The sequence below is a fragment of the Mycolicibacterium chlorophenolicum genome (assembly GCF_001044235.1).
Classification (GTDB): Bacteria; Actinomycetota; Actinomycetes; order Mycobacteriales; family Mycobacteriaceae; genus Mycobacterium; species Mycobacterium chlorophenolicum.
Window position 1 is genome coordinate 1 of sequence record NZ_JYNL01000064.1, and the last position, 15,939, is coordinate 15,939.

Genomic DNA, 15,939 nt, shown 5'->3' on the forward strand with positions numbered 1-15,939 from the left:
GGGTCCAGATCAAGCCGTCACGACGCCACGCCGAAGCCCGGGTGGGTCCCGAATCAGACCGTCACACTGGTCCCGAATCAGACTGTCACCGCCAACCGCTGGGATGCCGGTGACGTCCGGGAGGTCTTCCACGCCACTCGCAGTCGTGCTGAAGCGGCCTTCGAGGCCGCGGACGGCATCGCTGAGCTACCGGCTTTCGGAACGTGGGGCGGTGAGGCATCTGAGGCAGCCAAAGAATCGATCGGTCAGGTCCGCAAGGATCTCGACGCGCACGGCAACGAAGCACTCGCCGTCGCTCAGGCGGCCCGCAAAGCTGCCGACGACGTCGAGGCGGTCAAATCCCGCCTGACGCAACTGCGAGCCGACGCCACCAGCGCCGGCTTCGAGATCGATCCAATCAGCAACCAGGTCTTGCTCGGCCCGGCACTGGAAGCCAACATGGTCGAGGCATTGGCTGCCGAGGCGACACGACAGGAGCTACAAGCGCGCGTGACGGCAATTCTGGCCGAGGCCGCACGCGTCGACCAGGAACTCGCCAGCGCAATCGCCATGGCGACAGGTGCAGAGCTGATCCCAGAGGGGCCACACTCGAACGACCCCGCAGTGCAGGACATGCTGACTGATCCGCCCGAGGATCCGCAACAGTTCCACGACGCCTGGGAAAACCTGAGCCAAGAACAAAGGGATTGGCTGTACGAGCAGGACCACGCCATCGGCAACCATCCCGGCATGCCCTTCGAGGACAAAGACCATTACAACCGGATGCACCTCAGCGAGCTGCAGGCCGCCAATCAAGCCGAGCTGGACCGCTTAGCCAAAGAACATCCCGGGTGGACCGATGGTCGACCTGACACGCCCAACCCCAGCCCGCCAGGCTTCCAGGAGTGGAAAGCACAGTGGGACAACGCAAACAAGACGCGACAGGGATACGAGCAGGTACAGCGGGCGCTGGAATCACCTGATGGTTTGCAGCGCTACCTTGGCGTCATTGATGACCAGGGCCACGCCGCGGTGTCGATCAACAACCCTGACACGGCCATCAGGAACGGCACGTTTGTTCCCGGTACCGGACAAGACCTGAGCCGACTTGAATACAGCGCGTCGAAATCGGAAGCAATGCTGCAGGCAACGCTCGAAGCCGACCGCAACCTCAAGGTTGGAGATGTTTCGATGACGACCTGGATGGGCTACGACCGCCCAATGAGCATCCTCACCGATGCCCCGTCGCCTAGCTTTGCGCATGACGGCGCCGCGGCGCTGGACGACTTCCAAGCCGGGATGCGCGCCTCACATGACTTGGCCGCTGGCCCGTCCGTCAACACAGTGATCGGTCACAGTTACGGTTCAACCCTGGTGGGTGCAGCTGGACTGGACGGTCACCTTGATGCCAATAATGTTGTGGCCGTCGGTAGTCCCGGTGTGCTCGCGGACCATGCGAGCGACCTCAGCCTGGCCCCCGATGCGAACGTCTTCGCGTCACGCGCCGAGAACGACCTCATTGGCATTGCCACCTACGCAACACTCGGTCCAGATCCAATGGGTCAGGGCTTCGGCGCGATTCCGTTCGAGGCGGCGCCCGGGGCGGCCGGGCCTTTCGGCACGCCAACGATCGACGCCCACAGCAGCTATTGGTCTCCCGGCAATCCCGCGCTCCTCAACATGGGGCGCATTATTGCCGGCAGGACCGATGTCACCCCACCCACGTTCACACCATGACTGGACAGGACCGCATGATTCGAGTCATCACGATCGCTACTGTGGCAACGCTCCTGGTTGCTGCATGTTCGACGTCCGAGCCTGAATCACTCGGTCCGCCGGTACCGACAGGTGCCACTGAAATACCTGGAGGGCCAATGGAACCAACACCTATCGTCCCGTCGCCCGTCGTCCCGGAGAGTCAGCGACAAGCGCAGGACACGATCAATCGCTATTTGTCCGACACAGTCAACGCCATGCCCACGGGGAGCACGTTGGACGGAACCCGCTACATCGTCGGAGACGGCACCTCCTTCTGTGAAGACAACCCCAGCGGAGACGACCCGCCGGTCAGGGTGACCGACTGGCGCGACGTCGAACCGCCGGAGGGAACGGACTTCGCCGGGCTCATTGATCAGACAGGCGCACTCTGGAAGAGCTGGGGTTGGCAGGTGCTTGAGCGGGACGGGTTCGATAAGCCGAACCGATTCGGTTACGCGCCAGACGGATACGTGCTTCAGATCAGCGCACGTCCGGATCCGACCCAGCCACCATCGCTGATCGCCTCCTCGCCGTGTTTTCCCGAGAGCCGACGTGACAACGGCGTTCGCAAGATTCCGGTGATTAGCCAAACCCCTTGATCCGCCTCAGCGCTCGATTACCGGCAATGTAGAGCATCCTCAATTCGTTGCTGCTCAGTCGTCCAGCCGGAGTAAGCAGCGTGCCTCGCGAGGGTTGCGAGGGAGAAATCGGGCGCAGGTCTTGACCACGAGCGAGACCGCTGAAGCGGCGGACACCAAATTTGCACTTACCTGCAGACCTTGCAACAAATCTGCGCAATACTGCCCGTCAGAACTGCTACGCTCGGAGGAGCGTTCCTTAGCTGAACCCACTGCGCGAGGGTTGCGGTTGACGATTGCCCGTCCTATCTCGACGCTCGGATCAGCAAACTGGCAGCAGCGACAGGTCATTGCACCTCGCCCGGCACATTGTCGAGGAGGGCTTCGAGCTCAGGAGGGCCTAGACGTTGCGCCTGTGAGGCCTTGTCGTTGTCATCGAACTCGATGCCCTCGCCGATCAGTATCTCCATCGGATCGCGGATGTCCGCCGGGTCATGCCATTGAAATTTGAAGCTTATGGACCCGTCGCTGCTGAGAACGCGGTACGCGTTCGTTACTGCCGGGTCGTGGGCGATGTGATTAGCGGTCGGCTGTGCCGCCGTTCCGGCTAGTTCAGCCAGGTCGCCGTAGGACGTCCACGACCCGGCCGGCAGCGCCGAAACCGCTTCATCGACGCGTGTCCAATCGAACCCAGAGCGCGCGGTCACAACTCCCGGCACAGGGGCGGACCACAATTCGATCGCGGCATCGGCGAGCACCTGCGAACGCTTCTGAATCTCGTCGACTCCCCACTGGGTAGCTGCGGCGAGTTGCTCGTTCAGCTTGAGGTCCGAATCTTGCAGAATCTCCTGCTTGCGCTCAAACAGCTGGTTCGAGAGCTTCGAGTTCCACGCCGTCAACGTCAGGTTCCCCAGCGTGTGGCCAAGTCTCTCGAAGACTTCGCGCGGATCGTGCCCCGCATCCGTCAACTGCTTCTTCCACCCGTCGCTAAGGGTCTGCGGCATCACGTGTTCGATCGACAGCTTGGCCGAGTCAAAGTCAAGATCAACCTCAGCCCGCAGATGCGACTCTAGGCGCTGAAGAACCAACCGCTGCTGATGGGGTCGCCCATTCGAGTAGTAATGCACGGTGGCGATGCCATCCCGAACACGATCGTCGTCGGGCCACCGTTTGTCCCGTGACAGCTCCCGACGCAACGCCACGTCAATCGGCTCACCCGGGGGAAGATTCCCGATTACAGCAATGAAGAGCCGGTTCAAGACGTTCGTCGGCACGTCGACGACGTAGCGCCTGACGATGAAGGACTCGATAGCTTCGAGGCACGACTCGGCCTGCCCACTGGCGACGCGGCCTGCATCCTTTTCGGAGTAGATGTGCAGCAGCAACGGATAGGTCGTGCCGGCGCCCCAGCTACGCAAGAATGCCAGGTGCCTCAGCGCCTTCTTGCTGAGTCCCAGATCAGATGCCGTGGAACTCGGGTCTGCAGGTTGCAAGAAGAGGGAGTAGTAGGCGCCTCGCCGCGCGAGCCGCTTAACGTGATCTTCGAGGAAATCGAGATCAGCTGCCGACGGTTCTAGGCGACCTCGTGCCGCTCGGTAGACATCGCCTTGTTTGATGAACTCCCCCGTCGACTGGAGGTCGTCGCGAACAAGCCCCTCCAGGCCCTCCACCCCGAGTGCCTTTTCGAGCGGACGCCAGTGCTGCGTATAGACGGTGTTCGAGCGCGGCCCCAGCGCCATGAACAGGTAGTTTCGGAGCAGGTCGGATTGGGTCAGTCCTACTCCCGTAGCGTTGATGGACTCAAAGATCTTGTGGGGTCGCTCGCCTTCGGAAACAGTCACGAAGACCAGCGCCAATCGGTCGCCGATCGTCGTCGCCAGCCGTTCTGGGGCCAGCTCGCCGGCTTCGCGGAGCGCGCTGATCTTCCGGTGGAAGAATCGATAGGCGTTCACTATCGCGCTGTGTCCGGACACGTTGAGTGGATCGGTCAGCACCGTCCAGTAGGGAGCAGCATCCTCGTCGCCCGGTACCAGACGCGCCCATTTAGCTGAACCCTTCGGCTCCGTGTCATTGATCAGGTACTTCTTGTTCAGCCGGTCGAACTGATCAGGATCGTCGAGCGCCGCGACATCCCGCAATGCTGCGAGCGCGACGGATAACGTCGTGAGACGCTGCTGACCGTCGACGACGCGAAACTCGCGGAAGTCGTGCAGCGGGTCGGCGTCCTTCTCAACCGCCACGATGCTGCCGATGAAGTGCTTCGGGATCGCGCTCCCGTCCGCGAGCGCTCGGTATTGCTCGGCGATGTCTTGCCACAGATCTTCCTGCTGACCTGTCTTCCACCGATAGTGCCGCTGGTACAGCGGCACCTGAAACTGGCGGTCCTGCGTCATCAGATCGCGGAAGGTCCCCTCCTTGGCACGCATCTACCGGAGGATAGCTGCTGCTTTGCCCTAACGATCCGAGCGAGAGCAACTAGTCGAGGACGGCCCCTCTGCCGCAATGTTCGACTGCCAGGCGCCTGCCTGCAATACTCACCGGCGACTTCGTGCCGCCTTTACGTTCGTAGCTGCGTCGGCGTGTTTGGATAGTGGCTGCAAATGCGTGAATATTTGGGGGACCTACGTTGACCAGTCCGACGGCCAAGACGTGCAAGGTGCGATTTTTCGAGCTCCGACTGCTACCTGACGACACCCAGGCGCCCGGACAACGCTGGTCGCAGATCCTTCGTAACCTTCAAACAACCAGCAACTGCGGTCGAGTCGGCGCGCATGAGTGTGAGTACAACGGGGTCACACTCGAGGGATTGCCGCTCATCGAGGGCAACGAACCCGCGACCGCCATTGCAGTGGGACGGACGGTCACGCCTCGTCAACGAAATTTGCTGACTTCGGCCCGCAGCGACCTTCCCGTGGACGCCGACCACGAACCCGTTGAGGAAGCCTTCGTTTCCTTCTTCCCAAACAATGTTGTGGGGATCGTCTTGTCGACCATTTCCGCGCCCTCTCATGTCGCCGTAGCGACATGGCTTAACACAGTCACTCCGCCCCGCTTCGCAGGTCAGTCCGCACTCTGGCACGCCGTGCCTGTCGTTGATCGGGAGAAGTACTTAACGATCGCCGAGGCACGCGAGGTGACGTCGGTGACCTTCGCATTGAAGCCCGAGAACGTTCCTGCAACAAGCGGAACAGTCCTTGGGGGTTTTCTAACGGAGGGTCGACAGTATGGCCACGGCGTTCGGATCGAAGTGAAAATTACCGCTGGACGCGGTCGACCTGGCGAATCCAGCAGGGAGTCAGCTCACCGACTAGCGCGGGATCTAGTCGGACTGCACACGGCAGGTGTGGACCTCGAAAAAGCTCAGGCGAACGTTCGACGCGCTTACGGAGAAGCAGTTGAGCCGATCGATATCCTGCACCATCGGCTGGCACGTGAGGTGGAAATACCAGTTACGGATGGTCGATCGCTCGATCAAACATCAGTTTTCCGGGAAACACGCTCCGCATACAGAGACTTGGAAGCTGAAATTCTCGCTGCCATCGGGTTGTCGTAGGCCCCCTATACCCTTCCAGCAAGACGGAGGTAACGGCGAATGACGACGCGGGCGGGGGCAGGTTCCCAATCATGCTGCGGTCGCTAGGAGGGCGTTTGGCCTTGGCCGGCGTGGGATTCGCGGCTTACAAGATCGTCGAGCCTTACGTGTGGATCGAGCTTCAGGATCAGGTCGCGCCGACGATGTTCGCCATGGCGGGTGTCCTCGGCGTACTTGCCGGTTTTGCGGCGACGGCGGTTGTATTCGTGGCAGCCGCCAACGGCCCCGGCATTGAACAAATGCGCCTAAATCACGGGCGTCGCCTTACCAATGCACTGCTAAGCACAGTTGTAACGTTGTTGGTCAGCGCAGTCGGACTAGTATTTTGCGGTCTTTTTGCGAACGGGTGGGGAGCAAAAGGGGCTGCAAGCGCACTACTGGTTGCTCCGCTTTACGATGTTTTACTTGTCTTCGTTGCACTGAGAACTGCAATCAATTCGGCCGGAACGCCGAAGCGCTCCGCACAGGACCCAAACACTCTGTGATGCAGGAAAATTCGGCGTCAACGATGCCGCGTTCCGCGCTCTTACGGAACTCGGCGTCATTCCGAGGAACCTCAGCGGTAGCAAGAGGAATGCGGAGCTGAATCTTCGCGAGCGGGAAATGCCCGATCAACGGAATCCGAATCACCGGGCCAAGTGCAGGCGACAGTCGTTCAACCTTCGGCCGTCCTGCGCGAAAGCATGGGTGAGATCCGCAAGGAGACCGCCCCTACAGGCTTGGCGATCTGCTGCACCGCTTCGTTGTCTTCAATCGCGCCGGCAATTCTCTCTAACCACCCGACCGCTGCCGAAACACTGCGCCGAGCCACCACCGATCTAAGCACCGAAAGATTCCTGTACCGCCTCGATCCTCACAGCGAGCCCTACTGCGGCCGTCACCTTCGCGAGGGTCGCAACCGAGACGTCGTCGCCGCGCTCGATGCGCGCGATCGTCGGCCGGGAGACCCCGGCCAGCTCGCCCAGGCGGGTCTGAGACCACCCGCGTTCACGACGCGCGTCCCGGACTGCGTCGCCGACAGACGCGAGGCTCACGGCTGGATCCGTCATCGCTACTCCGGAGGCTCCACGGGGCGAAACTTCCAGCCTCGAGCCTGCGCCTTCGCAAGCATGGCCTTCGCGGCGAGCAGACACGAGCCTCTGTCATCGGCAGGCACCTCGTTGAAGTCGATGTGCCCGTGGTAGTCGGAGCGACTGTCATTCATCGAGTCGTCCCACACCGTCAGCGGAGCTCGGCCACCTTCAGATGACTTGATCTCTGCGGACTCGACCTCGTCCACGGTCACCGCCAGGACGCCGGCCGGGGCCTTGTACTTTCTTCCGTTGGCGTCGCACCGAGCCTTAATACATGCGGCACGGTCCGCGTACGCCTGTTCGGGACTTGTCGCGTCACCGCGTGCGATGGACAGGCGATTGAAGTCCTTCCTGTCGGCGGGGCTGAGGTTGAACGCCGCCGGATCGACGACACCGGCGGCGTTGCACCAGGCGTTGTTGATCGTGCGCAGAAGCTCGGTGTCACCGGCGTCCATCCGTACACGTTTGAGCGCAGTTGCGTCGTCACCCATGGTCGCCGCCCTCCTCGACCAACCACGTCACGAGTCGCTGCGTCAGATCAGCGTCCTTGGGCACCGCTTCGTCTTGGAAAGTTCCCGCTGCCACGTCGGCGGTGTGGATGTAGAGCGCCCCCGAGGGCTCGACTTCGATCGTCAGCTGATTCTCGGCGAGCGGCCAGTAGAAGCGCACACCGCCCTGCTCGGTCGGGAAAACGGAGCCCGTGACGTTGCCAAGATCCTCCATCACGTCGATGACTTGCGCACCTCGACTGATCACCTCTGTGGAAATACCCTCCCCTGTATCACCGTCGACCCAGCCCTCCTCAAGGGAAGCCAGCGCGCCGAGAGCCATCCGTGCAGACTGCGCGTCCTCGGCCTGGTCAGGATGGTCCAGAACATCGAGAGGTCTGCGGTACTGCGTGTGGATAGTGTCCGCGGCGATATCGGTGATTGCCTGAAGGAACGCAGGATCCGTCATGTACGACTGGATCTCCTGCGCCTCGCTGACCGTCTTTAACACCGCGAGACCGACAGCACCGCTGAATCCCTCAGACGCCTTGAGCTGCGCGACGGTGTTGTTTTTCGCCATCGCCACGGCCTCCTCGTTCGCGTCGAGGAAACCCCAGAACGTCGTAATGAACCCGGACACGCTCTCCGGGCTCACATCGACACCCTTGGCCCGGAACATCTCGTTCACCTTGTCGATGGCCTCGTCGAGCGGCCCCCGCTGCGGTGTCCCGGCGCCGCCCTTGTGCTTTCCGTCGAAGCTGGGCAGTTTGATGCCTTCACTGCTGCCTTCACTCAGCGAGTGGTCCTCGCCAATCGCCGCGGGGACGAGCTTCACGCCCGAAAGCTGGACACCCTCCAAGTAGCTGTCGTCGTAGTCTTCACCGTCGGCGTGAAGGTTGCGCGCAAGCAGCGTCGCCAGAATTGCGCGACGGTGCAGCTCAGGATCCTGGTAATCGACGATTTGGCTGAGGAACTGCCAGGCATTGCGGTAGCTGATGACGTCAGCGCGAAACTGCCCGAGTTCGTCGCGCTTCGCTTTGTCCTTGCTGAGCACCGCCTGCCGCATCTGACCGTTCCAGCGGTTCTTGATCGGCCCGAGGACGTCGGCGATTGCCTCCCCACCGGACTCGGCGAGAAAGGCGTCGGCGACGGCGTCCATTTCCTCATGCGAGTACATGTCGGAGGTGTCGAGGCGTTCACCGATCGTGTACAACGCGTTGGGGTCGACGTCTCCCTCGATGTGGGCGTCGGAATAGTAGAGCTTGAAGTCGTTCTGAATGCTTGCCGGCGAGTTCCGGAAGTCCACGACCATCGGTGCGGTCTTGCCCGGGTAGGTGCGGTTGAGCCGTGAAAGTGTCTGGACGGTGGCGACACCGGTGAGTTTCTTGTCGACGTACATCGCCATGAGCCGCGGCTCGTCGAAGCCGGTCTGAAATTTGTTGGCGACGATGAGTACCCGGTTTTCGTCTTCCTCACGGAACGCGCGGGCGACGTCGCTGCGGTTGTTAAGCGAGACCTCGGTGACCGACTCGCCGGTATCGTCGTCGGTTAGTGAACCGGAGAAGGCGACCAGAGTCTTCATGTCGGTGTAACCCTGCTCGTCGAGGTAGGCGTTCATTTTCTTCGACCAACTCAGCGCTTCGATGCGTGAGCTGGTGACGACCATTGCCCTTGCCTCACCGCCGAGCATGCCCATCACGTTCCGTCGGAAGTGCTCGATGACGACACGGACCTTCTGCGCGATCGCGGTCGGATGCAGCCGGGCGAACCGGACGATGTTGGTGACCGCCTCGCCGGTGTTGACGCGAATCTGTCGCTCGTCCTCCACCGCGTTCTTTACCCGTAGGAACATGTCGTACGTGGAGTAGTTAGTGAGCACGTCGAGGATAAAGCCCTCCTCGATCGCCTGCGCCATCGTGTACGTGTCGAAGGCCTCCCAGCGGCCGTCGCGCTCGGTGCCGAACAGCCGCAGAGTCTTCGCCTTCGGGGTAGCAGTGAGCGCCACGAAGGTGATGTTGCTGGATGCGGCGATCGCAGAGTCCTTCGCCAGGAGCAGGTCGTCGGCGCTGGTTTCCTCTTGTTCCGGGTCGAGATCGACGTCGACCAGCAGCTCCTTCAGCTTCTTGGCTGCCGAACCTGATTGGGAGGAATGCGCCTCGTCTGCGACTACCGCCCAGCGTCGGCCGCGCAGCTCATTCGTGTCCTCGATCAACTCCATGACTTCGGGGAACGTTTGGAGGGTGCAAGTGATGATGTGGTCACCCTCGAGGAGTGCCCTCTTCAGCTGGGGCGACTTCGCCCCCGACTTCTCCCCGACGTTGACGACTAGGCCCTTGCTGGACTGCACCAGGTTCATGTCGTGCCGGACGTTCTCGTCGAGCACGTTGCGGTCGGTGACCACGATGACCGAGTCGAACGTCGACTTCGAGTCCGAACCCATGTGCCGGATCAGCCGGTGACTTAGCCACGCGATCGTCTTAGTCTTGCCGGAGCCGGCCGAGTGCCAGATTAAGTAGCGCTTGCCCGGCCCGTTCGCCTCGATGTCACCAACTACCCTCTCGACCGCGCGCAGCTGGTGGAAGCGCGGGAACACCAGCCGTCCGTCTTTCTTTCCTGACTTGTTCGGCTCGAACAGCGCGAAGTCCTTCAGGATGCGCATGAACGTCGGGCGGGCGAGGATCTCGCGCCACAGGTAGTTCGTCGACGACCCGGTACCGGATGGCGGGTTGCCCTCATGGCCTTCGTTGCCCTGGTTGAAGGGCAAGAACACTGTGTTCTCGCCCTCCAGTTTCGTCGTCATGTAGACGAGGTCGTTCGACACCGCGAAGTGCACTAAGGCGCGGCCGGGCGCGAGCAATGCCCGGTTCTTCCCGGGCCGGCGGTCCTCCTTGTACTGGCGGATCGCATGGTTGACCGTCTGGGTGTTGTCGGTCTTCAGCTCCATCGTCACTACGGGGAGGCCGTTGGCCGTGAGTACCACATCGATCGTCTCGTTGGTTGCGGTGTCGAATCGCACCTGGCGCAGGACGCGCAGCCGCACTGCGTCGGCAGCCTCTACCACCTCGGTGAGGTTGGGGTTGGCAGGCGGGAACTCCATCATCGGCCCGAACTTCGCGGCGGGGCGACCGACCTGGGCGTAGCTGAAGCCTTTCCGCAGTACACCTAGCAGACCGCCCACGGGGTGGCCCGTGGTGGTGTCCATCTTCGTCTGCTTAGCGAGCTCTTTGGTTATGTGCTGCAGCAGTTTCCGCTCAGCTGCGGTCTTGGGTTCGTCGGCAAGGTCTGCGGGTACGGCTTTCTCGTACTCGTCCGGGTACTGGCTTGCGAGCCAGTACAGTACGTCGGCGGGGACCATCGCCAGGCCGATGTCCCAACCCATCGGCCTGCCCTCGTGCTCGTACAGCCATCCGCGCTCCGAGAGCTCGGCGCATAGGTTGCGCTCGAACTCCGACTCCATCAGCTGCGCATCGCCCATCAGGCGACTTTCCGGCCAGTGACGACATCGGTGATCAGTGCGGCGCGGCGCTCCAGGAGAAGTGCTTTGAGGTCGGCGACCTTCGCGAGCATGACATTGACGCGGGCCGCCGCTTCGTCCAGCTGATCCGCAATTCGGATTTGCTCGTCGAGGGGCGGAAGCGGGACCGGGGTCGCGTCCAGCACGGTCTTGGTCACCCGTTGTGCGTTCGGTCGGACGCCAGTCGCGATGGCGGCGAAGTAGTCGATGTACCGCGAACTTCGGAAGAGGTGGTGCACGTAGCGGGGTTCAAAGCGGTCCGAGATCCAGAACGCCTTGTAGTCGGGGCTGATGTAGCCGGTGAGCGAGGACACGCCGATCCCGCCGTGGTTGAGCCACATCATGTTGGCTGCGAGCTGCCCGGGCCGCACGACGCGGTACTTCGATACGTCGAGCGACGCCTGTTGGCCCTCGGTCCGGGTGTTCAGCTCCACACCGCGGTACTCGGAGATAGACAGGAGAGGCCCTGGCGGGTTATCGCCGTTCCGCTCGGTGCTCTCGGTGAAGTCGTATCCGAACTTGGTTCGCCCCCAGTGTTCAGGAATGCCTGACAGAGGCGAGTGACTGGACGCCGGGTTTTCATGATGGCTCGCGGAAAGGCCGCACACCACGCCTGTACGAACAACGGATTCGCGGTGCCGCAACGTACTTGCCAGATCATCGAGCCGACCGATGATCTCTTCGATCTCGGTTGTTTCCCTGTCCAGGTACTCACCGATGCGGGCCTGGTCATCGCGCGCCACATCAAGCACTTTGTACTCGTGCACGAACCGCGGAGTTATTCGACGGAGGTTGCCCACGCCTTGTAGCGAATGGGCGCCCTCATCAAGGAACGGCTGGCTCTGAAAGGTGTACTGCAGAAATCTGGGGTCGGTGTCCTCGTTTGCCCTGACGACGTGAACCTCAGTGGAGGCAAGGCCGACAACGGATGGGATCTCAGCGATGATCGTGCGTCCAGCCTCAAAGGTCGGCGTGATCTTCGGCACGAGGATGTCTCCCCGCCGGAACTGCGTGTAGCTCAGGTTCGGCGACCAAGGCAATGTACGGCTGTAATCGCAGTTGGCACCGGGCCAAATCGCCTCAAGCGGCATAAAGGTGACGTCGATGCCCTCAGTCAGGGATTTGAACTCGGGGGTTGCAGGACCGACTACCGCGAACTTCCAGACCGGAGCGAAAGCGTTCACTTCGCACTCACAATTCGGAACATGTCCCCTAGCTCAGACATGATCTTCTCTACGTCGGAGTCGATCTCCGAGAGCGGTCGGGGCTCTTCAGGCACGTAGAAGATCCGAGTGAACGGGATGTCCGTGCCGTGCTTCGCCTTGGTCTCATCCCATTGAGCACCGGGCGCATAAGGCAACACCTCTCGCTCCATGTGCTCATCCAGGTCCTCGCTCAGAGGCACGCGCTCGATGATCTTCCACCCCGGGACGATCACGGGTTTGCACTTCCGATCGACTGCCAGGGGTGCAGAGTCATCCTCCACGGCCATCGCCTTCATCACGGCGTCAACCAAACCAACCGGGGCCTTCAATCCGGCCAATTTCGCGGCCTCCGGGAACGCCTTCGGAAGGTCATTCCAGGGGGTGCCATCAAGTGTGCGCAGGATCCCGACGTGATTCTCGGTGAAGTCGCGGCGGGTGCGCAGCGAATCGACAACTTCGTCACTGAAGTGCGTCGCGAAACGCGCTTGCCTGTACACAGGCACGTCCCGGAACATGAAGTCCTCAGGAGTCATCACACGAGAGATCGCGGGGTCAGCCCGATCGAACGCCTTGTATGCCTCCATCAGCTTGTTTCGGTGTTTCTTCCCCATTTCGCGGCGTTTCTCGCCCATGGGTTTCCGTAGCGAGTCCCACTGGCCGGAGCCATCGATGAGCTGGATCTTGCCCCTGCGGCCGAGATCCTTGTTTGTGTCGAGGATCCAGACGTATGTCGCGATTCCGGTGCCGTAGAACATGCTCGTGGGCAACGCGATGATCGCATCGATCAGGTCTTCCTCGAGAAGCCATTGGCGGATCGAGTTGGGCCCGTTGTCGCTGTTGAACAGCGGAGACTGGTTCGAAACCACCGCTGCTCGTCCGCCCTGCCCGTTCTTCGCCGCCGGGCTGAGCTTGGACGCGCAGTGGGCCAAGAACAACATCTGTCCGTCAGAGGTGCCCGGAAGGCCGTGACTGAAGCGCGACCCGTGTACTTTTGCCTGTTCCTTGACCGCCTTCTCGTCTGCCTCCCAGTCTTTGCCGAACGGAGGGTTGGAGAGCACGTAGTCGAAGGTCTGCTCCCCGTACAGATCCTCAACGAGGGTATTGCCCTGCTTGATCGCGTCCGGCCGGCCACCCTGGATCAACAGGTCGGCTTTGCCGAGAGCAAACGCCGACGGCATGAGCTCCTGCCCGTAGAGCGTGACGTCGATTTTCTCGTTCATCCGCTTAAGCGCGTCCTGCGCGACGAGCAGCATGCCGCCGGAGCCGGCGGTCGGGTCGTAGATGGAGCGCAGAGCACTCTCACCCGCGAGGCCGTCGTCATCGTTAGTGATCAGGATGTCGACCATGAGCTTAATCGCATCGCGCGGGGTGTAGAAGTTACCTGCGGCCTTCCCTTTCTTGTTGAAGGCCCGGTACATCACGTCCTCGAAGACATCGCCCATGGCGGTGTTGGCGAGCTTGCCCGGGGACAAGTCGAGCTTTGAGAAGTGCTTGACCACGGGCAGGAGGCGGTTGGCATCGGCGAGAACCTTCGCGCGGCGGTTGAAGTCGAAGGAGGTCCAGATGTCGGCGATGTTGTTCGAGAAACCGTCGATGTAGCTCTGCAGGGACTTGTGCACGTTGTCGTCGACCGACGCGATCGTCGCGAGGTCGAGCGGCGACACGTTGTAGAAGCTCAGCCCGAACCTGTCCTTCACCGCGATGTCGATCAGGTGCGGCGGCATCCCGGCGAGCGTGGCGACGAACGCGGTCACTTCCTCCTTGGTGTCCGCAAGCATGCACTCCAGCCGGCGAAGCACGGTGAAAGGGAGGATGTAGTCCCCGTAGTCCTCCTCGTCAACGATGTTGCGCAAGTACTTGTCAGCCGTGTCCCACACGATGCGTGCAGTCGTACTGTTTGCTGCCTCAGCCAATGCGTTGCCCCCGATCGCTTCCGGTCGTACGTCGATATGTATCGGAAACGTTACATCGGAGCGGGGAGAATCGAAGAAACAGCGTTGCCGCATGTCGCCGTGCGACTAACCCCTTGGAGGCTCCCCGAACTACCAAGAACGAGCGATCCTGACTCACATGTTCACTTACTGCCGGCAAAGCAGCTGTGAAGGTAGCCGGCATCGTTCTGGTCAGTCCTCTTCGTGGACGTCCCAACATTCCTGGCGAGGGTCGCGAGGGAGATTTTCCCGACTCGTCTTAGCCGTCGGGCCACGGCGGCGCTTTACTGTCAGGATGCGGTAGCGAGGCAAGTGCGAATGGGCGGGCGCGTTTTTGGGGCTCCAGCGCAGGTGAGTCAACCATCCTTAATGGAATCTTCTCGGCTATTGCGATCAGGAGGTGAATACGGAGTCATCTCTCGGTGTCGCGGGATACGCACTGCCGGTAATCAACTCGCGGACTCGATATCCCAATCTGTGGGTTTGGGTAGCGCTACATAGCGATCGTGTCGGTGCCTTGGTGCCCGCCACCCGGTTCAGAAGTGCGCATGTGAGCAAGACTCTGGCGCTTTCGGTGAGCAGATGAAGCTCTTCCGGGTCGTACCTAATCTTCGGCTTGTGCTTTAGGTCGCCGTAGTGCTTCCAGAGTGCACGCGCCCACTTTTGTGGGTCGCCGACGAATGCGGTGAACTCACTTCCGATATGCCTCGCGAGCCTTTCTGCCTGGTTGTCTCTGTCGTTCCTGGGCTTAGCCCACGCCAGTTTGTCACTCTTGTGGTAGTTGACCCAGTATTCAATGGCGACGCAGATGTCCTGCAAGACACTCTCAACAACTACCGATCGTGCGACTCGGTGGCGAGACGTAAGCGGCCCGACCGCCCGCGGGTGTCGATCTGCAAGCTTCACCCACCGCTTCAGGCCATCGACACCGCCAAGGGTCTCATAGCGGACCAACGGAAAAGAGGTGCTCCTAGGGGGAGACCCGACTGCTAGCGGCATCTCCATGAGCCGCTCAGACCAGAACTTCGCGTTGGAAGTTTCGTTCGGTCGTGAAATATCAAGGCGCACATAGCCGCCGTCGGCGCGAACAAAGCCGTCCCAACATAAGTTGATTAGATTCTGGACCGATATGAGCACATTAATGTGGGTACGCCAGTCCACGGGTGAGTTCGTGATAGATGCGATCGACAGCGGCGTGTAGGCACGTTGATCATCGGCGGGGCCGGTCACTTCGAAATGCGTCGACACAGAGAGCTTGTGGGACTTCGATAACTGGGCAGTCTGTTCCGGCGCTGCTTGGATCCTGGTGGTGATGACTGTGGGCCGATTGTATTGGTCGTGTTCCGCCTCAGATTCGGACCCAGTGATGGAGGACCAATGTTGGAGTCCAGGAATATAAGCCGTCATCTCGTACATTCGCGATGATTTGAGTTCATCGCCCCTGAAACCTACCGCGAGCGCCTTACATAGGTATGTGCGGCTGGAAGCTATTATGCCGCCGATATTCACGCTCTCGCTGACATCACTGATGTCGAAGACCAGCGTGCTGTGAATGGTCGTGACCGCCAGCAGACAGTCAGGTATGTGCTGTTGTTTCTGCAATGCACCTAGGCCACCCCCGATTGGAAGAGGGCCAGGAACCGACACCTCAATTCGGTCGCCAGACTTAACCAAATGCGCGGCGAACGCACGCTCGTCTCCTCCGGTCTCTTCGAAAAATGGCCAGACATAACCCACTGTCCCAGCGAGTGAGTCGGCTATTAATTTGTCCACCTAGACGTTCCCCCTGCGACCTGGCCGATCTGTAGCTCCGCACCAATC

General features: G+C 61.1%; 11 protein-coding genes. 4 read left to right on the forward strand and 7 right to left on the reverse strand.

What is annotated here, in order from left to right; genetic code table 11:
* On the forward strand, positions 1-1,716 hold a 1,716-nt coding region (locus tag MCHLDSM_RS22280), incomplete at its 5' end, for an alpha/beta hydrolase (RefSeq protein ID WP_109788915.1).
* Positions 1,717-1,853: 137 nt separating this feature from the next.
* The gene (locus MCHLDSM_RS22285) at positions 1,854-2,336 is read left to right on the forward strand and encodes a hypothetical protein (RefSeq protein ID WP_048472060.1); all 483 of its coding nucleotides are present in this window, start codon (positions 1,854-1,856) and stop codon (positions 2,334-2,336) included.
* Positions 2,337-2,662: 326 nt separating this feature from the next.
* On the opposite strand, the gene MCHLDSM_RS22290 is transcribed toward MCHLDSM_RS22285, so the two are convergent.
* Positions 2,663-4,741 (reverse strand): GmrSD restriction endonuclease domain-containing protein, encoded by a 2,079-nt coding sequence (locus MCHLDSM_RS22290; RefSeq protein ID WP_053083061.1) that lies wholly within the window; start codon positions 4,739-4,741, stop codon positions 2,663-2,665.
* A 380-nt stretch (positions 4,742-5,121) separates the two neighbouring features.
* On the opposite strand from MCHLDSM_RS22290, the gene MCHLDSM_RS37820 reads away from it, so the two are divergent.
* Positions 5,122-5,868, forward strand: coding sequence for a hypothetical protein (locus MCHLDSM_RS37820; protein ID WP_131722678.1), 747 nt, complete (start codon positions 5,122-5,124; stop codon positions 5,866-5,868).
* Between the two features lie 95 nt (positions 5,869-5,963).
* A complete protein-coding gene (locus MCHLDSM_RS37825; RefSeq protein WP_131722679.1) occupies positions 5,964-6,392 on the forward strand; it encodes a hypothetical protein in 429 nt (142 codons plus the stop codon).
* A gap of 333 nt (positions 6,393-6,725) precedes the next feature.
* On the opposite strand, the gene MCHLDSM_RS22295 is transcribed toward MCHLDSM_RS37825, so the two are convergent.
* From MCHLDSM_RS22295 to MCHLDSM_RS37830, 6 genes are all read right to left on the reverse strand, one after another.
* Positions 6,726-6,941: a type II toxin-antitoxin system RelB family anti-toxin gene (locus tag MCHLDSM_RS22295; protein WP_234714164.1), complete on the reverse strand. Its 216-nt coding sequence runs from the start codon at positions 6,939-6,941 to the stop codon at positions 6,726-6,728.
* A gap of 17 nt (positions 6,942-6,958) precedes the next feature.
* A complete protein-coding gene (locus MCHLDSM_RS22300) occupies positions 6,959-7,471 on the reverse strand; it encodes a hypothetical protein (RefSeq protein WP_048472062.1) in 513 nt (170 codons plus the stop codon).
* The gene (locus tag MCHLDSM_RS22305; RefSeq protein WP_048472063.1) at positions 7,464-10,943 is read right to left on the reverse strand and encodes a type I restriction endonuclease subunit R; all 3,480 of its coding nucleotides are present in this window, start codon (positions 10,941-10,943) and stop codon (positions 7,464-7,466) included. The genes MCHLDSM_RS22300 and MCHLDSM_RS22305 overlap by 8 nt, the downstream gene beginning before the upstream one ends.
* Positions 10,943-12,166, reverse strand: coding sequence for a restriction endonuclease subunit S (locus tag MCHLDSM_RS39730; protein WP_234714165.1), 1,224 nt, complete (start codon positions 12,164-12,166; stop codon positions 10,943-10,945). The genes MCHLDSM_RS22305 and MCHLDSM_RS39730 overlap by 1 nt, the downstream gene beginning before the upstream one ends.
* Positions 12,163-14,100, reverse strand: coding sequence for a type I restriction-modification system subunit M (locus tag MCHLDSM_RS22320; protein ID WP_048472064.1), 1,938 nt, complete (start codon positions 14,098-14,100; stop codon positions 12,163-12,165). The genes MCHLDSM_RS39730 and MCHLDSM_RS22320 overlap by 4 nt, the downstream gene beginning before the upstream one ends.
* A 411-nt stretch (positions 14,101-14,511) precedes the next feature.
* Positions 14,512-15,855: an ApeA N-terminal domain 1-containing protein gene (locus MCHLDSM_RS37830; protein WP_131722680.1), complete on the reverse strand. Its 1,344-nt coding sequence runs from the start codon at positions 15,853-15,855 to the stop codon at positions 14,512-14,514.
* Positions 15,856-15,939: the final 84 nt, after the last annotated feature.

Bases quoted from the DNA above. Each gene is read 5' to 3' on its own strand.
- MCHLDSM_RS22285 (WP_048472060.1), top strand. From the start codon at position 1,854: ATGGAACCAACACCTATCGTCCCGTCGCCCGTCGTCCCGGAGAGTCAG.
- MCHLDSM_RS22305 (WP_048472063.1), bottom strand. From the start codon at position 10,943: ATGGGCGATGCGCAGCTGATGGAGTCGGAGTTCGAGCGCAACCTATGC.
- MCHLDSM_RS22300 (WP_048472062.1), bottom strand. From the start codon at position 7,471: ATGGGTGACGACGCAACTGCGCTCAAACGTGTACGGATGGACGCCGGT.
- MCHLDSM_RS22290 (WP_053083061.1), bottom strand. From the start codon at position 4,741: ATGCGTGCCAAGGAGGGGACCTTCCGCGATCTGATGACGCAGGACCGC.